Origin of the sequence: Marinobacter sp. 1-4A, assembly GCF_016597725.1 — a bacterium.
Taxonomy (GTDB): Bacteria; Pseudomonadota; Gammaproteobacteria; order Pseudomonadales; family Oleiphilaceae; genus Marinobacter.
Window position 1 is genome coordinate 1 of the sequence record NZ_VCGY01000007.1, and the last position, 16,816, is coordinate 16,816.

The window sequence follows — 16,816 nt, forward strand, 5'->3', positions numbered from 1 at the left end:
AAGACTATATAGAGTGCTTTTATAACAGCCAACGGCTGCACAGTGGCCTTGGTTACCGGACTCCGATAGAGTTCGAGGGAATTAACTGATGGGGCGTGTCCATTTTATTGGGGGAAGTCCACGCCCGTTGGGCGCCGGACGCACTGCGTGCGCCGCTGCGCAGGTCGTTAGATGCCCAATGGAGAATGTGCTATGAATCGAATTATTTGTATTTTTGCCTTGGTGATTCTTTCTGGGTGTGCTGCCAGTGGATACCAGCAATTTTACAAGCCTTACGTCGATGTTAATACCTTGCCTGAGCCTGAGTTAATACAAGAGGGACAAGAGCCTCAAGTTTATGGCACTGATAATTTCGATCGGGATATTAGGATACTGAGAGCTAAAAAGTACGTAGCCATTGGTTATTCTTCATTTAACGGCGGATATGAAGATACAAAAAATGCTCAGACTCAGGCTAGGCGAATTGGTGCAACAATTGTTCTCGTAAACTCGCAGTACACCAATACTCAGACAACAACATCCACCTTGTTTCTTCCAGATACTCAAACAACGTATCATTCTGGGTCGGCAAATGCCTATTCAACTTATAATATTAACTATGGTGGGTATGGTAGCGTGAATACAAATGCCACCTACAGTGGAACAAGTACTACCTACGGAACTAAAGCTGTACCGATTACCACCCATCAACGTAGATACGATCAAACAGCAATATATTTGGTTAAAATAAATCCAAAAATGAAATTCGGCGTCTTCCTGCAAGATCTGACGCCAGAAATGAGAACACGAAACGAGAGAAATACTGGTGCATTTGTTGATTTGGTATTTGAAGATACTGCAGCCTTTTATTCAAATGTCCTACCTGGGGATATAATCATTTCTATTGACGGTGTGCCTGTTAAAAATACCAAACACACTCAAGAATTAATGGCCCAAGTTCCCACAACCGCAAAATCATCAAAATTGGTGGTATTGCGAAACGGAGAAGAAAAAACAATCGAGGTTAAGTTTTAGTCGTGTCAGCATCTAATCGGGTAGCCGAGGGTATCTAACCCTCAGCCCCCACAACACCCTGCATGCGGGTCCGCACAGGGCGTTTCACCGGGAATGGTGAAGCTTGATCCATCCATCACGCAGTGATGCCAGTCCCTCGGCTTTCAGGTAGTCATTGGATAATGCCTGCTGAATGCCCGGTGTCTTCGAGCTGCGCCAAGGGCCTTTGCTGGTGATGCCGCACGCCACCGCGGCCTGCACGTGCACACCCAACTTCATCAGGCTTCTGACTTTGGTGCGTGGCTTGCGCCACTGTCGCCAGTAGGCCATCCGCACGCGGCGGCGGATCCAGTGATCCAGATCGAAGCAGCGTTGGTAGCCTGTGGCAATGCCAAAGTAGTTGATCCAACCCCGAAGGTACTGGCTTACCTTGAAGAGCTGGTAGTGCATCGACACACCCCAGTTCCGGTTCGTCAGTTCCCGGATACGTTGCTTGAACTTATGCAACGTATCCGGGTGCCAATGGATCTGGGTTCCCTTGAAGGTAAAACCCAGGAACTTGCTATCATTGGTTCTGACTACGCGGCTCTTGGTGGTGTTGACCGTCAGTTTCAGGCGGTGTTCGAGGAAGTGGCTGATGCTAGCCAGCACCCGGTCGCCCGCGCGGCGGCTGTTCACCACAATGGTGAAGTCATCCGCATAACGGGCAAACCGATGGCCCCGCCGTTCCAGTTCTTTATCCAGTGGATCGAGCATGATGTTGGCCAACAGAGGTGACAATGGGCCACCCTGTGGTACACCTTCCCGACTCTCCAGATAGAGCTGGTTATCGATAACCCCAGCTCGCAGGTATCGGGCAATCAGGGCCAGCAGGCGCTTGTCCCAGACCTTGCGGCCCAAGTGCGTCATCAGCAGGTCGTGATTGACCCGGTCGAAGAACTTCGACAGGTCCACATCCACTGTAAAGCGTCTCCCTTCCTTAAGAATGCTTTGTACCCGTCGCACCGCTTGGTGCGCGTTCCGGCCCGGACGGAAGCCGTAGCTGTCCGCTGAAAATCCCGGGTCGAACAGGGGCGTCAGGATCTCGGCAATGGCTTGTTGAATCACCCGGTCTGTCACCGTCGGGATACCAAGCTGGCGCTTGCCCCCGTCCGGTTTGTCGATCTCAACCCGCCGCACCGGCGTCGGTTGATAATCGCCCGAGCGAATCGACTGCTCGACCACGATCCAGTGGCCGGCCTTTACCCAAGCGGGAAACTCATCGATGGTCATACCATCGACACCCGCCGCTCCCTTGTTGGCTCGAACCTGCTTCCAGGCTTGTTGTAGATTAGCCCGGTGCAGTACAGCGTCGAGTAGATCATTGCTAAAGGCTGGCTTCATGGCCGTACGCTGAGCCACGTCATTGCCGGACGGCATTCGTGCGTTCAAGTCGGCCAAGGCTCCTCCTTTGTTCCCGGTGTTTGGCCCTTCACCCTGTCCCGACCATTACGACGGGCGTTTGGCTACTATGGCCGCTGCTGACTTCTGCTCAATCACCGGCAGGGTTACCCCCATCGGCGCTATCGGTGTCCATCTCGTTCGCTCGCAACCGCCGATGGCAACGGCTACGCCCAGGCTTGATCGGCCAGTGGCCTGACTGGTAATTGACCGATCGCTCGTTGAGCAGACCCCGATGCGTCGGACCGCCCCAGATAAGAACATAAACTTTCACTGCACAACTGCATCATTTACGGTGGCCGTTAGATCACGCGGCTTCGTTGTCTTGTGCCAACTCGCCTCCGGCCTACGCCTCATATGATGTTCTTGTTCATCAGCTCGCAGTTTTGCTAGCGGCTTCCTCCAGACCGCCCCTCACGGGTTGGCCCTTGCCATTCGCTAGTGGTTAGCGTTCAATCGGGTAAAACCGGCTGAACGGTGATCTTCCCACAGGGGACTTTCACCCCATTTGTTCATGCCCATGCTGGGCGTACACAAATCACGGAAGGCGGACGCTGAAAACGCGCCGCTTCGTTCGGCCTTAAAAGCTAGGAAGGTTTAATGGCATTCGATATGTACATTGGTAAATATCACGAGTCTATAGGTGACGAAGATGAATATATCTTATCAATGATTCGTGGTTCTGAGAGTGAGTTTCCTCAGTTATCTAAGGTTTCATTAAACTACTACGGCGATTTAACATTTACGCCGGTTGAAGCAAGCGCACTGGTGCATGAATTAATGAAGCTAAGCTCACAAAATAGGCAATCAAATACTGCTATGAAATTGTTAATTCTTAGGTTGGCAAGTTTCTTCAGTATTGCTGTTCAAACGAATCAGGAAGTAAATTGTGCCGGTGATTAAAGCTTCTAACAAGTGGGTGTTGTCGGACGTGTACTTCCCCACTACAGTCCCGGCTAAAATGTGGTCAAACGCCTGTAAAACTGACAGCGAACGAGGTTGCTATGAATCGAATTCAGTCATCCAACGGGGTACTTGAGATTAACAGTTTTCCCGGCATGCTCGCTGGCTTCTGCGGTGTTGTGTCAATGGGTGCCGTGTATGGCTGGTTAGCGGGTAAAGCAAGCGCAGTCGATCTGGCGATCATCCTTTTTTTGCGTTGTCGTTTTCTCATGCCTGTTGGATTATCGAGTCGTTGTCATTTCACTGGAAAAAGAAGAAGTGCTTATCCACTCGACACGATTGATCTCAAAGAAGACTTTTTCGGTGCCAATCTCCTTAATCGAGGGGGTTTCCATTCGCACAGGCAGGGGAACCTCCTCTCATGCTGGTGTTGTTCATATTGATACCACTAATGGGCCTTATACGGTGACATCCATGGCGTCTATGGGGCACAAAAAGCGGCAAGTGGCCAATGAAATAAAGAGGTTTTTGGGATAGTTTGATCATTGAGCTCATCCTGCATGCTACAATTTTGCGTATGTGGGCATCCGTTTACGCCTGGCGTTGAGGCTGTAAAAAGAGACCCAGATCAGACTGATTTTGATAGCATAGCGCAAACAGACAAGGAGCCGTCGGAATGTTCCCGTTTCAAACACTACAACCACGATCAACATTCCATCAAAACACGCACTCAAATCCGATTGTAAAGTGAAATTGCCATCCGGTAGTCCTGCTGAAGTGTTCTTCGCATTCTTAAAACTCGGCCTAACGTCTTTCGGTGGGCCAATCGCTCATCTGGGTTACTTCAGAACGGAAATGGTTGAGCGCCGTCGTTGGCTGAGTGAAGAGCAGTTCGGGCAGTTGCTTGCACTCTGCCAGTTCCTGCCCGGCCCGGCCAGTAGTCAATTGGGGTTTACTCTCGGACTACTTCGCGCAGGTTGGCTCGGGGCGCTCGCCGCTTTTGTCGCCTTCACCCTGCCGTCGGTGCTTCTGCTTTTAGCCTTTGCTGCCGCTATACCGTTACTTACTGGCGCCACCGGAGAAGCTGCCGTGCATGGCTTAAAGCTTGTGGCTTGCGCTGTGGTCGCCGATGCCGTTTTAGGCATGTCCAAGAAGTTGTGCTCCGATGCGCTAAGAAGAATTATTGCTGTGTTATCAGCGGCGGCGTTATTGCTCGTGTCTTCTACTTTTGCCCAACTTGCTGTCGTTATAGCAGCGGCTGTTATCGGCGCGTATTTCATACGAGAGATAACTGCACCAGAAAACGATAGCGGGTTTCAACTTTGCTACGGCCCACGAGTCGGCGGGTTGCTGCTTGTACTTTTTGTAGGCCTGCTGTTTGGCTTACCGTTCATTGCAATGGGGAAACCAGATTTCGCATCAGTTGCGGAGGCGTTTTATCGAGCGGGCGCATTGGTGTTCGGTGGCGGTCATGTAGTCCTCCCCCTGCTCCAAGATTCAGTCGTTTCGACTGGCTGGGTCACTTCCGAGCAGTTTTTGTCTGGCTACGGCGCATCTCAGGCAATTCCCGGGCCTATGTTTGCTTTCTCAGCCTACCTCGGCGCGATAGTGTCGTCTTTGGAGAATACTTACCTTATGGCAGCTACGGCGCTGGTCTTCATTTTTCTGCCGGGCTTCCTTTTGGTGGCTGGCGTTCTCCCGTTCTGGGGTGTTTTTTCACGCCACCCGACGGCTGGCCGCGCTATTGCCGGGGCTAACGCGGCAGTTGTTGGCCTATTAGCAGCCGCCCTTTACAACCCCATCTTCACATCTGGCATAACCAGCTCGGCAGATTTGGTAATTGTGCTCGTAGCCTTCGGTCTGCTTGTAGTGTGGCGAGTATCTCCGCTTATTGTGGTGCTATGGTGTGTCATTGCCAGCGTCTCGCAGTTGTGGTTTTTTTCTTGAGCCCGTGCGGTTCACGGCCAATCGTGTAGCCGGGGATCACCCCACTGCTCCCCACAACACCCTGCACCGATGCGTAAGGCCGACGGCTCCGCACAGGGAGGAAGCAGCTGTTGAGCAATGCAACCCGTATAGCATACTCATAGAGCCTATGAATGAGTTTACGATTTATTTGCCGCCAACAGTGGTCGACTGAATATTAACCAAGAGAGCAACACGGATGAGCTTAAAACAGCATTTTGAATTGTTAGCTACTTACAATCAGTGGATGAACTCCAAGATCTACGAGGCCGCAGGCCAACTCTCTGAATTAGAATTGGCGGAAGATCGCGGTGCCTTTTTTGGCTCCATTCTGGGCACGCTTAACCATATTCTGGTTGGTGACACTGTCTGGCTAAAACGCTTTGCCACTCATCCATCCTGCGCGAGCTCCTTGCAGAAGGTCGCTAATCTTCCAGATCCGACAAGCCTAAGCCAGATAGTGTTTGACGATATTGGTCGCCTATCTGAACATCGGGCTTGGCTAGACCAGCAAATCATTAACTGGATAACCGAGCTGACCGAAAGTGATCTGGATTTCGTTCTCAGCTACCACAACACCAAGGGAGCTCCGGCCAACAAGCGGTATTCGAGTCTGATTCTTCACTTCTTTAATCATCAGACTCACCATCGAGGGCAAGTGTCTACCCTGCTCTCACAAGCAGGCGTTGATATTGGGGTTACCGACCTATTGGCTCTGATCCCGGAGGATTCTGGCCTGACAGCGGTCCACCGGCTGCCCTAGTATTGACGTTATGCCCCCAATCAAATTGACAACATCGAGGCGCTCCATGAAAACAATAGGTCTAATTGGCGGAATGAGCTGGGAGTCAACTCAGACTTACTACCGCCTGATCAACCAGAAAGTAAGAGACGAGCTGGGCGGCCTCCATTCCGCAAAGCTCGTTCTCTACAGCGTTGATTTTGCAGAGATTGAAGCACTGCAACACCAAGGGAACTGGCAGGCAACAGGGGACATATTGGGATCAGTCGCCCAGTCGCTTGAGTCGGCAGGCGCAGAATTTTTGGTTCTCTGTACGAACACCATGCATAAAGTCGCTTCCCAACTTGAACACTCAGTAAACGTCCCCCTCCTCCACATCGCAGATGCCACGGCCAACGTGCTCAAAAAGGATGGGATAACCTGTGTGGGGCTGCTGGGAACACGATTTACAATGGAGCAGACATTTTACATCGGACGGCTTCAGGATCACGGTATCCAAGTGGTTGTTCCAAACGAGCCCGAAAGGGAGCGTGTTCACTCTGTGATTTACAATGAGTTGTGCCAAGGTGTGGTCAAGCCTGACTCAAAAGCTATGTATCTGGATGTGGTGGCCTCATTGGCTGAACGCGGTGCGCAGGGCGTGATTTTGGGATGCACGGAGATTGGTCTGCTGATCCAGAGCTCGGATACTGAGGTTAAGTTGTACGACACTACAGAAATACATGCCGAGCAGGCGGTTCAGTATGCCTTGGGCAGGATTTAGCCCCCACTGGGGAGGCCTTTCTTTAGAGCTTCACTGGTACTCGGGCAGCGGTTTCTCCAGACAAACTTTCAAAACAAGGAACATGCGTGAAAAAGTGGATTCTGGCATTGGCTTTATTCAGTGGTGCATGCTTTGCTCAGGGGCCCGAGAAAGCTCCAGAGCTTTGGTCATGGTTTAAAGATCTCGACAAGTCTGCAGCGGCATGTGAGATTCAAAGCTCGTTTGCGCTTCAGACAATTGGTCTGGAGAATCAAGTAGAGAACGAATACGGCATTTACGGAACCTATAAAGGCAACAGAGTAGTTGTGAAGTGTCTGGCCATGGGCGAAGGCAAAAGCAAGGTCTGGGTGGCTGTCGCTGGCCATGATAGAGATGCTGTTGAGCTGGTTCGAAACATGATCGTGAAAGAGATCATTTGACCAGCCTCTTGCAGACCTCCCTGCAGGCTTCGCTGTTAGTAATCTCAATGCATATCATAAAAGGCTGAAAGATATGATGTTCTTTGATGCAGCCCGTTCTTGGAGGGGCGCTACCATTTTGGTGATATTGTGCGGGTCGCTGACAAGCTGCGCGGCGTTTTCGCCTGCACCGAATTTAACCGCCGATGAGAAGAAAGCTCTGAGTACCAACCTTAACGAGAAATACAAAGCCTATCAGGATTGCATGGCTAGTGAGTCTGATCGCTTCAGCCATATAGCATCCGCTCCCCCTTCAGACATTGCCAAAGGCGCCCAAGCGGGCTGTGAAGCTGCGTTCAAGGGTTATCACCGAGCCGTGACCAAACAGTTTACGGCATTTGTATCAAGTGCTAGCCAAGCAAAAGCCCGAAGCCGCGCCGACGAGCATGCCAACGAAGCAAAAGATCGCACTTGGGGTCATGTCATCCAACGGGTTCTAATACAGAGGCAATAAGCTAAATGTCAGAGGGGATAACCCCACTACTATGATTGAGCACCCACCCCTTTTTCTCTAGAATGGCGCTCCTTTTTATCAATGCAGGTCATTACCATGAGCGATACGAAATCACTGCCAGAACTACCGGATAGGCTTTCAAGAAACCCCAATAGCCCGCACCATGTCGCTGACGTTTTCGCGCACGATATTGGCATTAAGCTGAACGGTAAAGAGCGCACCAATGTTGAGGAATATTGCATCAGTGAGGGTTGGATAAAAATCGCCTCACCCAAAGCGTTAGACCGTCGCGGACAGCCGCTTATGATGACCATGAAAGGTAAGGTTGAAGCCTACTACGATTGAGCAACACGGTTATAGGCCGCTGGTTGGTCTGGATCCAGCGGCTTGACCTAAGCTGCGACGTTGGCGTGCAATGCCCCCAGCAAAAGTCAGTGTCGTGGGTTTCTATCACTAGACGATGAGTCATCATCTTTTTTAAGGTAATAATCTTTCTCCTCGAATGTCTTCATATCAGGATCTTCGATGTTGTTCTTACTACGACCCTGATAAAGCCAGTAGGCCACCACAGCCCCAACAATGAGCAGTACAATCCATTTCATGCCAGCTTCCTCTATACGACGAAACACCTTGTTTGAGTGCGGCGTGGCAGGCCTCTGGTCGACCGAACATTGTATTGTAAGGACTGCACTTACCACGTAGACTTTTAGCACGATACGATAGTGACATCATTATTTCAAAAGGACTTTGATATGAGTGAAACCCTCCTCTACATCCAACCATCGCACCCTCAAGCACCGCGGCAGCCAAACGGCATCAACACCGATCAGGTCTGAGCTTAGGGCGCAACCATAATTGCACTGACACTTTGAACCAATTAGGGCCGTTTGATTAGCTCAGACACCCGTTAAAACAGCAGGTCATATATGTTTTTAAATAGATTATCATTTATTTTACTAACAATATTTATCGTCGGCTGCGACAATGAACGCAAGTCAACAGAAAACGAAATTGACACCCTACCTACAGAAACATATGAGGAGGTGTCAGCATTAAGTGGATTTAATCTGAGCCGAGACTATATCTATTGGGAGGTCAGGCGAAGTTATTTCACATACAACTATTCATCGGGAAATGAGGGTGAATACGAATACGGAGAAGAAGTATTACACCAGTACGACGAAGCGGCATACAACAACCTAACGCCGCTGCAAATAGAAATGCTAGAAGGTGTGAATAGTGTCAATGGTTTTGATGACGACTGCCCGCCAGATTATTGTCCAATCTTCGGCGTTGCCCTGCTTTCGAACGAACCTGTTGTTATTGAGTCTAAGCAAAGCTTACTTGAGTTCTTTGGCGAAATAGATACGTTGGCAGAGCTGTCTCGGTGGATTTTGGCTAATGATTACTCGCTGAAATTTTATGAAGAAACAAGCTATGGTTATAGGGTTGTTGCTGACTGGGATAATGATTGTGGCGAAAGGGGTCAAGACTTAATAAAAGTGTTTAAAGATGGCACGATAGAAAAGGTTGAGGCGCTTTCAATTGAGTTTTATGACACATGCGCATAGAGAAATCTGCGTTCGGAAAAGGATAGGAACTAGATGGAGCCCGTGAGTATTCTGGTCGACCAAATTATGGACATCGCTCGCAGTGCCGTAGCGTTATTGCCTCAACTGTTGATCTCTCTAGCAATTCTTATCATAACCTACGGCTTAGCTAAGCTTGCGAAGCATACCGTAAAAAGCATTTTACATAGAACAACCCTGCGCAAGAGCTTGGTAGAGCTGTTGGTTTTATTCGCCTCGTTAACTACTTGGCTGGTTGGGATCATGATCTCAGCAATCATAGCCTTCCCCGGAGCTTACCCCCACAAAGATGCTTGCCGGGCTGGGCATAGGGTCTGTTGCGATTGGCTTTGCGTTTAAGGATATTTTTGAGAACTTTCTGGCCGGGATCATCATTTTGGTTAGGCGGGAAATGCGCATTGGCGATTTTGTAGCCTGCGAAGGCTACGAGGGCACTGTCGAAGCGATTCTCGTGCGCGAGACACACATTCGTGAAACAGATGGCGAGCTGGTAATACTGCCGAACAGCATGTTGTTCAAAAACCCTCTCATCATTAGAACAGCCCTTGAGCAACGCCGAACCACCATTTTTTGCGGCGTTGGCTATGGCGAAAATGTAGACGAGGCAAGGTCTGTGATCAAAACAGCGGTGGCCAGCTGTAAAACCGTGATCACAGAGTCTCGGCCAGTACAGGTATTTGCAAACGAGTTTGCAGATTCATCAATTAACTTTGAAGTTTCTTGGTGGACGGGCTCCCGGCCTCTGGATATCCGTGAGTCGCGGGACGAGGTGATCGCCGCGATCAAATCCGCGCTCGACAATGCAGGTATCGAAATCCCCTTCCCTCACCGAACCCTTACTTTCAACGATCCAGTCAGGATTAACGCCAACCGCCCTTCGCCCGATTAATGGTTGATATGGGCTAATGGGCTTGCCTCACGTCGGGTTGCTGCTACTATGAATGTTCAATTGAACATCTAGCAACAAAAACACCAACGGAGCCGGCCCGCCCCGGATGTTCAATGCTTCGCATGGAATCGCCATGCACGGTCCGCTCCTCACGGAGAATCACGATGAGTTTCTATAAAAAAATGCTTCCCGGGGTACTGCCCTCTGCTGCTTTGGCAGCATCCGTTTTTATGGCAGGTTTCAGTGGTCAGGCGCTGGCTGACTGTGAACGCGGCGCGCTCGACGCTCTGTACTGCGATGAAAATGGCGACATGGTTGCAGATCTGCCTAAAGACAAGTCCAAGTGGAACGATCCCAACACTCTGATCTTTGCGTATACACCGGTTGAAGACCCTGCCATTTATTCCGATATTTGGAAGCCGTTCATTGATCACCTCTCTGAAGTGACCGGCAGGGACGTGCGTTTCTTTGCCGTGCAGTCCAACTCAGCTCAGGTAGAAGCCATGCGCAGTGGCCGCCTGCATATCGCCGGGTTCTCCACTGGCCCAACGCCTTTCGCTGTTAATCTCGCTGGCGCAGTTCCTTTCGCGCTGATGGGCTCAGACTCTGGCCAGTTTGGTTATTCACTTCAGGTGTTCACCCATAAAGATTCGGATATTTACGAAATCACAGATTTGAAAGGCAAGAGAGTGGCCCATACGTCACCCACTTCTAACTCCGGCAACCAAGCACCGAGAGCGCTGTTCCCGGAAATGGGCGTCGTACCGGGCGACGACTATGAGATTTCCTTCTCCGGCAGCCATGACCAATCCATGCTTGGTGTGGTCGCAAAAGACTACGATGCTGCTCCGGTAGCCTCTGAAGTTGTTGAGCGTATGGCTGCTCGTGGCCTGTACGACACAGACGATGTACGTCTGGTTTGGGAGTCCGATCGTTTCCCGACAACGTCTTACAACTACGCACACAACCTGCACCCTGATCTGGTCGAGAAGATTCGCGAAGCGTTTTACACCTTTAAGTTTGAAGGCACTGAGTTGGGTGAGGAGTTTGAGGGCGTCGAGACCTTCGTCCCCATCAATTACAAAGATAACTGGAAGGTCATTCGCACCATCCAAGCCTCCAACGGCGTTCAGTACACCCCCGACAATCTTAAATAAGTAGAACAAGAGCCTCCGTCCAAGTGCCGGAGGCTCTACCCGGAGTGAACTTCATGTTAGAGATTACCAACCTCGTAAAACGTTACGGGCAAAACGACCCTGTGCTCAAAGGCCTGAACCTGAAGGTTGAGGGTAGCAGCGTTGTTTCGATTGTCGGCGCATCCGGTGCGGGCAAGAGTACGCTGCTGAGATGCATCAACCGGTTGGTTGAGCCTACCTCGGGTTCAATTAAGTTGAACGGCCATGAGTTGGTCAATCTTCGCGGAGGCGAGTTGCGCCATTCCCGCCGGCGTATTGGTATGGTTTTTCAGGGCTTCAACCTGATTGATCGTTTAACGGTTATGGAGAACGTGCTCTCCGGGCGTTTGGGTTATGTGTCCTTTTTCCAAGCCTTAACTCGTCGTTTTCCGCAATCCGATATCGACCGTGCCTTCAGTCTTATGGAGCGTGTGGGTATTGCCCACTATGCGGATAAGCGGGCAGATCAGTTATCCGGCGGTGAGCGTCAGCGCGTCGCGGTGGTTCGTGCATTGATGCAGGAGCCTCAGATTTTACTTGCGGATGAGCCAACAGCTTCGTTGGACCCCAAGACCTCCCAGCAGATCATGAGCCTGCTGCAAAGTCTTGCCAGTGAAATGTCCTTGCCGGTATTGATCAACATTCACAACGTTACTCAGGCCCGGATGTACACCGATCGTATTGTTGGTATGCGACATGGCCAGATGATTTTTGACGGCGAACCCAAAGATTTTAATCAGGATGCTCTAGATGCCATCTATGGCGGTATCGAATCGCCGGAAGAAGATGGGGGTGACTCAGGACAGCAGGCATCGCCTGCCCCGGAGGCGACGGCATGACACCGGGCAAAACTGCAATCGATGCAAATTCGGGCAGGGTCTGGAAGAAGCCACCGTTCATTGCAAACCCTTGGGTGCGTTATGGATTGGTCGCAATCACTCTGGCTTACCTGTACTGGGCATTCTCAACGCTGCCATTTGATTGGCAACGAATTGCCGAAGGCTTGCCTCGCGCTGGAAAAATTTTTGGTGGCGCCTTCCCTCCCAGCTTTGAACGCGCTGGGCTGCTATGGACGGGGTTTAAGGAGAGTTTTCAAATTGCGTTCTTAGCGACCCTGCTGGGGGTTCTCCTTTCTGTGCCCATCGCGGTCATGGCGGCCAGAAACGTAGCACCACTGCCGATTTATATTCTGGGGCGCACGCTTATTATCGTCTCCCGCAGTTTCCACCCGGTGATCGTGGCCATTCTGTTTGTTGCTGCGGTCGGATTTGGCCCAATGGCGGGTATTCTCACCCTCACCCTTTATTCCATCGGGTTTGTTGCCAAGTTGCTGGCAGAGGAAATCGAGGAGATTGATTGGGGTCAGGTCGAAGCTATGCGCTCGGTAGGCGCCGGTTACATGAAGATTCTGGTTTACGGGGTTTTCCCGCAAATCATGCCGCGCCAGATTGGGCTGTCTATGTACCAACTCGACAGTAACCTCCGCGCTTCAGCCGTTGTCGGCATTGTTGGTGCTGGTGGTATAGGTGGCACGCTCATGAACGCATTCGGACGTTACGATTATGATTTCGCCTTTGCCATTTTGCTGATGATCATCGCGATCATTCTGGTCAGTGAAGGCTTGAGCGGATGGGTGAGGAAAAAGGTATGGTAGATCACGCTGCAAAATTGTCTGATCGAGTTTGGTCTCGCTATGACCGCAAAGAACAGCTAACGCGATATGTGGTCTACTTGGTCACGCTCATCGCTGTTGTATGGGCAGTTCGGGACATCGACATCTTTTGGCCTTGGGTATGGGATGCTCCCAACCAAATCCAAAGTCTGGGCGCACGCATGTGGCCGCCCGAGTTTAGTCAGTGGAGTGCCATATTCTCCGCCATGTTGGAAACGGTCCATATTGCTACGCTGTCCACCATGTTGACCATATTCATCGCTTTGCCGGTGTCTTACATTGCAGCGCAGAACACTACGCCCAACAAGGTCACCTTGTGGATTGGTCGATTCATTCTGGTTTCCAGCCGCTCCGTAAACACCATTATTTGGGCACTGCTCTTCGTGGCCATTTTTGGCCCGGGTGTACTCGCTGGTATTTTGGCGGTTATGTTTCGCTCGGTCGGGTTCATTGGCAAGCTGATGGGTGAGGCGATTGAAGAAATCGACCGTCGGCCCGTGGAAGCAATGGAAGCGACCGGGGCCAGCAAAATGAAAGTGGTTTTGTATGCGATTGTGCCCCAAGTAATGCCGGCATTTTTTGCCATCATTATTCTGCGCTGGGACATCAATATCCGCGAATCCACTGTGTTGGGTTTGGTGGGTGCTGGTGGCATCGGGGTGCTGCTGCAGGGTTCAATCGACATGTTCGCTTGGCAAACCGTGGCAACCATTCTGCTCGCAATTGTTGTGTTGGTCATTCTGGGTGAGGCGCTAACCAGCGTGTTGCGCAAAAAGGTCATCTGACTCTGGGTCGCCTGTCGCCCGAACTTTTGGCGCGGCAGGCACTCGTGCTGTGAATTGGAAAACGAGCGCTATGAAAGACAGTATTGAGTTTGGTAACGCCAATATTCTGTTCACCGATGTGGACGACACGCTGACCACAGGTGGCCGGCTGCTGCCAGAAACCTATCTAGCAATCTGCCGTTTGGCGGAGGCGGGTATCAGTGTCATTCCCGTAACCGGCGGCTGCGCTGGATGGTGTGACCAGATCATTCGCACATGGCCGGTTAAAGCGGTGATTGGTGAAGGCGGAGCCTTCTATGCCGAACGTACGGCTCCGCAAACGGTTAACTGGCACTTTTGGGAAAACGAAGCAAAACATCGCCGCGACCAGCAAGCCATACTAAACGCGGTTGCCGCATTGGATCTGGACTTCGAAGCCAAGCTGGCCACAGACCAACCTTTCCGCTTTGTAGATGTTGCGGTGGACTACAACCAGCAGGAATCGCTCTCACCTGAACAAGTGGCAGCCATTCACGATCCTTTGGTAGCTCAGGGCTTCAGTGTTCGGCAAAGTTCTATTCACATCAACATTTGGCTCGGAGACTTCGACAAATCCACTATGGCGCTTCGAGTGGGCCAAGACTTGTTGGGGCTGGATATCGAGACCTTGCAGAAACGCTCTATTTTCATCGGTGATGCGCCGAATGACGAGAGCATGTTCCGTAGCTTTCCAATGAGTGTAGGCGTGGCCAACATTCGCAAGCATTTGCCCCGTATGACCCACCAACCGGCGGCGATTGTTAGCCAGCCCTCGGGCCTGGGTTTTGCTGAAATGGCAGAGGCTTGGCTGCAACATCGTACCTAACCGAGCACCTATTCTTATGAGTGCCAAAGAACGCCAGCGCTGCATCCTAGAATGGGTGCATGAACAAGAGCATGTCGAAGTTGAAGACATTGCCCAGCGCTTTGGCGTCACCACGCAAACCATTCGCCGCGACATCAACAAAATGTGCGAACTGGGTTTGTTACGGCGCCGTTATGGCGGCGTCAGCCTGCCCCCAGCAAAGCCAGCTCCTAATTTGGCTTACCTGCATGATGAGCAGCCTACCCATCAGATAGCCAAACAGGAAATGGCCAGACGCGTTGCAGCCGATATTCCGGAAGGCGCTACCGTTAGTCTAGGAGTTGGCACTACGGTTGAGCAGGTCGCGAAAGCGTTGATTCATCACCAATCCCTTCGAATACTGACCAACAACCTCAGTGTAGCGGCGGCTCTTTCGGGTAACCCGGGTATCGAGGTTATCGTGTCTGGCGGCATTTACCGACACAACCATCACGATGTGGTTGGCCCTGAGGTCACGAGCTTCTTCAGTTCCTTCACGACCGATTTTGGTATTTTCAGTGCTGGAAGTATGGATCTGGAGCAAGGTGTGATGGATCACGAAATTCGCGAAGCGGAAGTTAGCCGTGCAATTATCGCCAATACCAGAACCCGTATGCTTGTGGCAGACCACAGGAAATGGGCTCTAAACGCACAATGTAAGGTCGCAACGTTCAAGTATGTTGACCGTTTCTATACCGATTCCGTACCCCGGAAACAACGGGCAAACTTGCCCAGTTCTATAGCCATTATTGAGTGCGACGAAGCACAGCCTGTGATTAGTTGATCAATAAAAAGATGGCTGCAAATGTTCAGCTCGGAACTAAAATCCAAACAAAAATACAGAAGGATTCTGTCATGAAACGCACTTTTCACCTCCCTCTTTACCTTCCTCTGCTTGTTGGCTCTCTTGCGGCTTTGTCTGGCTGCAGCAGTATGCACCACGACACAAGCGCTCCCAAAGCCAGCCCTACGGATGGCCAAGCGCTGGTTCAGCTTGGGCCACGGCCTTATTTCCTGATTAACGATATGGATGAAGGCTCGCTTAAGCAGTCCTTGCAAGCGTGCGAATCCAAGCCGGTGACTTCGTCGACCTTCTCCATCGGTCACCGGGGCGCACCCATGCAATTTCCTGAGCACACCCGCGAATCTTACATCGCTGCCGCCAGAATGGGCGCAGGAGTTGTAGAGTGCGACGTAGCCTTTACCAAGGACAAGCAGCTAGTGTGCCGCCACGCCCAGAATGACCTGCACACCACCACCAACATTGTGGCTGTGCCGGAACTGAACGCCAAGTGCACAAAGCCTTTCACTCCCGCAAACCCAGTCACCGGCCAAAAGGCCGAAGCCGAATGCCGCACAAGCGACATTACGCTGGCCGAGTTCAAATCGCTCAAGGGAAAGATGGATGCGTTTAACCCGGAGGCAACGACTCCCGAGGAATATCTGGGCGGCACTGCGGATTGGCGAACCGATTTATATTCAACAAACGGCACCCTGCTAAGCCATCGCGAAAGCATTGAGCTACTCAAAGAGTTGGGCGTTCAATTCACCCCGGAACTGAAAACCCCGGTGGTTGATATGCCTTTTGAAGGCAACTACACGCAGCAGGATTATGCGCGCCAGATGATCAATGAATACCGTCAGGCGGGCGTTAACCCTTCCGATGTTTGGCCTCAGTCGTTCCTGCTGGAAGACGTGATTTTCTGGGTAAATGAAACGCCTGAATTTGGCAAACAAGCTGTCTTCCTTGATGAAGACGACCACTCTCCTGAAAATGTTTCTCTGGAATACATGGAGAAACTCGTGCAGCAAGGGGTTCCTGTGCTGGCCCCTGCCATCTGGAAAATGCTGACCCTGAACAGCAACAACGACATTGTACCGTCTGAGTACGCTCTTAACGCCAAAGCCGCAGGACTTGATCTGATTGGCTGGTCGCTTGAGCGCAGCGGCCCACTAAACTCTGGCGGCGGGTGGTACTATCAGAGCGTAACCGATGCCATCAATAACGACGGTGACATGTTCACGGTGATTGATGTGTTGGCTCAGGAAGTAGGTGTAATCGGAATCTTTTCAGACTGGCCGGCCACTACAACCTACTACGCCAACTGCATGGGCATATAAGCTGA

21 protein-coding genes are annotated in these 16,816 nt (G+C 51.2%); 19 read left to right on the forward strand and 2 right to left on the reverse strand.

Translation table 11 applies throughout. The annotated features are described in order from the left end of the window. Window positions 1–8 precede the first annotated feature (8 nt). Window positions 9–89, forward strand: a complete 81-nt coding sequence (locus FE845_RS19030) for a hypothetical protein (protein ID WP_413785088.1) — start codon at window positions 9–11, stop codon at window positions 87–89. A 103-nt stretch (window positions 90–192) separates the two neighbouring features. After that, entirely contained in the window at window positions 193–1,014 is an 822-nt protein-coding gene (locus FE845_RS14410; RefSeq protein WP_200365948.1) for a PDZ domain-containing protein, read from the forward strand. A gap of 84 nt (window positions 1,015–1,098) precedes the next feature. Here the strand turns inward: FE845_RS14410 and ltrA are convergent, their stop codons facing one another. Further along, window positions 1,099–2,433, reverse strand: coding sequence for a group II intron reverse transcriptase/maturase (gene ltrA / locus FE845_RS14415; RefSeq protein ID WP_200365950.1), 1,335 nt, complete (start codon window positions 2,431–2,433; stop codon window positions 1,099–1,101). A 600-nt stretch (window positions 2,434–3,033) separates the two neighbouring features. On the opposite strand from ltrA, the gene FE845_RS14420 reads away from it, so the two are divergent. From FE845_RS14420 to FE845_RS14450, 7 genes are all read left to right on the forward strand, one after another. After that, entirely contained in the window at window positions 3,034–3,336 is a 303-nt protein-coding gene (locus tag FE845_RS14420) for a hypothetical protein (RefSeq protein ID WP_200365952.1), read from the forward strand. A 747-nt stretch (window positions 3,337–4,083) separates the two neighbouring features. After that, the gene (gene chrA, locus FE845_RS14425) at window positions 4,084–5,283 is read left to right on the forward strand and encodes a chromate efflux transporter (protein WP_200365954.1); all 1,200 of its coding nucleotides are present in this window, start codon (window positions 4,084–4,086) and stop codon (window positions 5,281–5,283) included. Between the two features lie 217 nt (window positions 5,284–5,500). Then, on the forward strand, window positions 5,501–6,064 hold the full coding sequence (locus FE845_RS14430; protein ID WP_200365956.1) for a DinB family protein: 564 nt from the start codon (window positions 5,501–5,503) through the stop codon (window positions 6,062–6,064). A 46-nt stretch (window positions 6,065–6,110) separates the two neighbouring features. Then, complete coding sequence (locus tag FE845_RS14435) at window positions 6,111–6,806, forward strand: aspartate/glutamate racemase family protein (RefSeq protein WP_200365958.1); 696 nt, start codon at window positions 6,111–6,113, stop codon at window positions 6,804–6,806. An 86-nt stretch (window positions 6,807–6,892) separates the two neighbouring features. After that, the gene (locus FE845_RS14440) at window positions 6,893–7,225 is read left to right on the forward strand and encodes a hypothetical protein (protein ID WP_200365961.1); all 333 of its coding nucleotides are present in this window, start codon (window positions 6,893–6,895) and stop codon (window positions 7,223–7,225) included. A gap of 73 nt (window positions 7,226–7,298) precedes the next feature. Next, window positions 7,299–7,718 carry a hypothetical protein gene (locus FE845_RS14445; RefSeq protein ID WP_200365963.1) on the forward strand — a complete coding sequence of 140 codons (420 nt, stop codon included), beginning with the start codon at window positions 7,299–7,301 and terminating at the stop codon, window positions 7,716–7,718. Window positions 7,719–7,814: 96 nt separating this feature from the next. Continuing rightward, window positions 7,815–8,063 carry a DUF3297 family protein gene (locus FE845_RS14450; RefSeq protein WP_200365971.1) on the forward strand — a complete coding sequence of 83 codons (249 nt, stop codon included), beginning with the start codon at window positions 7,815–7,817 and terminating at the stop codon, window positions 8,061–8,063. Window positions 8,064–8,149: 86 nt separating this feature from the next. Here the strand turns inward: FE845_RS14450 and FE845_RS14455 are convergent, their stop codons facing one another. Beyond that, entirely contained in the window at window positions 8,150–8,320 is a 171-nt protein-coding gene (locus FE845_RS14455) for a hypothetical protein (RefSeq protein ID WP_200365973.1), read from the reverse strand. Window positions 8,321–8,644: 324 nt separating this feature from the next. Here FE845_RS14455 and FE845_RS14460 point away from each other — a divergent pair, with 324 nt between their 5' ends. The 10 genes from FE845_RS14460 to FE845_RS14500 all read left to right on the forward strand — a co-directional run bounded on the left by FE845_RS14460 (window position 8,645) and on the right by FE845_RS14500 (window position 16,811). Beyond that, complete coding sequence (locus tag FE845_RS14460) at window positions 8,645–9,289, forward strand: hypothetical protein (RefSeq protein WP_200365975.1); 645 nt, start codon at window positions 8,645–8,647, stop codon at window positions 9,287–9,289. 66 nt (window positions 9,290–9,355) lie between these two features. Next, window positions 9,356–9,646 carry a mechanosensitive ion channel family protein gene (locus FE845_RS19035; RefSeq protein WP_413785089.1) on the forward strand — a complete coding sequence of 97 codons (291 nt, stop codon included), beginning with the start codon at window positions 9,356–9,358 and terminating at the stop codon, window positions 9,644–9,646. After that, window positions 9,597–10,196 carry a mechanosensitive ion channel family protein gene (locus FE845_RS14465; RefSeq protein WP_227714399.1) on the forward strand — a complete coding sequence of 200 codons (600 nt, stop codon included), beginning with the start codon at window positions 9,597–9,599 and terminating at the stop codon, window positions 10,194–10,196. Before FE845_RS19035 ends, FE845_RS14465 begins: the two co-directional genes overlap by 50 nt. Window positions 10,197–10,360: 164 nt before the next feature. After that, window positions 10,361–11,353: a phosphate/phosphite/phosphonate ABC transporter substrate-binding protein gene (gene phnD, locus FE845_RS14470; protein ID WP_200365987.1), complete on the forward strand. Its 993-nt coding sequence runs from the start codon at window positions 10,361–10,363 to the stop codon at window positions 11,351–11,353. Between the two features lie 53 nt (window positions 11,354–11,406). After that, window positions 11,407–12,210, forward strand: coding sequence for a phosphonate ABC transporter ATP-binding protein (gene phnC / locus FE845_RS14475; protein WP_200365990.1), 804 nt, complete (start codon window positions 11,407–11,409; stop codon window positions 12,208–12,210). Further along, window positions 12,207–13,025, forward strand: coding sequence for a phosphonate ABC transporter, permease protein PhnE (phnE, locus tag FE845_RS14480; RefSeq protein ID WP_200365992.1), 819 nt, complete (start codon window positions 12,207–12,209; stop codon window positions 13,023–13,025). Before phnC ends, phnE (FE845_RS14480) begins: the two co-directional genes overlap by 4 nt. Continuing rightward, a complete protein-coding gene (gene phnE, locus FE845_RS14485; protein ID WP_200365994.1) occupies window positions 13,019–13,828 on the forward strand; it encodes a phosphonate ABC transporter, permease protein PhnE in 810 nt (269 codons plus the stop codon). The genes phnE (FE845_RS14480) and phnE (FE845_RS14485) overlap by 7 nt, the downstream gene beginning before the upstream one ends. Window positions 13,829–13,898: 70 nt before the next feature. After that, window positions 13,899–14,672, forward strand: coding sequence for an HAD-IIB family hydrolase (locus FE845_RS14490; RefSeq protein ID WP_200365996.1), 774 nt, complete (start codon window positions 13,899–13,901; stop codon window positions 14,670–14,672). Between the two features lie 16 nt (window positions 14,673–14,688). Continuing rightward, window positions 14,689–15,474: a DeoR/GlpR family DNA-binding transcription regulator gene (locus tag FE845_RS14495; protein WP_200365998.1), complete on the forward strand. Its 786-nt coding sequence runs from the start codon at window positions 14,689–14,691 to the stop codon at window positions 15,472–15,474. 71 nt (window positions 15,475–15,545) lie between these two features. Further along, a complete protein-coding gene (locus FE845_RS14500) occupies window positions 15,546–16,811 on the forward strand; it encodes a glycerophosphodiester phosphodiesterase family protein (protein WP_200366000.1) in 1,266 nt (421 codons plus the stop codon). The last annotated feature ends 5 nt before the right edge of the window (window positions 16,812–16,816 follow it).

Bases quoted from the DNA above. Each gene is read 5' to 3' on its own strand.
- FE845_RS14410 (WP_200365948.1), top strand. From the start codon at position 193: ATGAATCGAATTATTTGTATTTTTGCCTTGGTGATTCTTTCTGGGTGT.
- FE845_RS14420 (WP_200365952.1), top strand. From the start codon at position 3,034: ATGGCATTCGATATGTACATTGGTAAATATCACGAGTCTATAGGTGAC.
- FE845_RS14430 (WP_200365956.1), top strand. From the start codon at position 5,501: ATGAGCTTAAAACAGCATTTTGAATTGTTAGCTACTTACAATCAGTGG.
- FE845_RS14435 (WP_200365958.1), top strand. From the start codon at position 6,111: ATGAAAACAATAGGTCTAATTGGCGGAATGAGCTGGGAGTCAACTCAG.
- FE845_RS14445 (WP_200365963.1), top strand. From the start codon at position 7,299: ATGATGTTCTTTGATGCAGCCCGTTCTTGGAGGGGCGCTACCATTTTG.
- FE845_RS14450 (WP_200365971.1), top strand. From the start codon at position 7,815: ATGAGCGATACGAAATCACTGCCAGAACTACCGGATAGGCTTTCAAGA.
- FE845_RS14455 (WP_200365973.1), bottom strand. From the start codon at position 8,320: ATGAAATGGATTGTACTGCTCATTGTTGGGGCTGTGGTGGCCTACTGG.
- FE845_RS14460 (WP_200365975.1), top strand. From the start codon at position 8,645: ATGTTTTTAAATAGATTATCATTTATTTTACTAACAATATTTATCGTC.
- FE845_RS19035 (WP_413785089.1), top strand. From the start codon at position 9,356: ATGGACATCGCTCGCAGTGCCGTAGCGTTATTGCCTCAACTGTTGATC.
- FE845_RS14465 (WP_227714399.1), top strand. From the start codon at position 9,597: ATGCTTGCCGGGCTGGGCATAGGGTCTGTTGCGATTGGCTTTGCGTTT.
- phnD (WP_200365987.1), top strand. From the start codon at position 10,361: ATGAGTTTCTATAAAAAAATGCTTCCCGGGGTACTGCCCTCTGCTGCT.
- phnC (WP_200365990.1), top strand. From the start codon at position 11,407: ATGTTAGAGATTACCAACCTCGTAAAACGTTACGGGCAAAACGACCCT.
- phnE (WP_200365992.1), top strand. From the start codon at position 12,207: ATGACACCGGGCAAAACTGCAATCGATGCAAATTCGGGCAGGGTCTGG.
- phnE (WP_200365994.1), top strand. From the start codon at position 13,019: ATGGTAGATCACGCTGCAAAATTGTCTGATCGAGTTTGGTCTCGCTAT.
- FE845_RS14490 (WP_200365996.1), top strand. From the start codon at position 13,899: ATGAAAGACAGTATTGAGTTTGGTAACGCCAATATTCTGTTCACCGAT.
- FE845_RS14495 (WP_200365998.1), top strand. From the start codon at position 14,689: ATGAGTGCCAAAGAACGCCAGCGCTGCATCCTAGAATGGGTGCATGAA.
- FE845_RS14500 (WP_200366000.1), top strand. From the start codon at position 15,546: ATGAAACGCACTTTTCACCTCCCTCTTTACCTTCCTCTGCTTGTTGGC.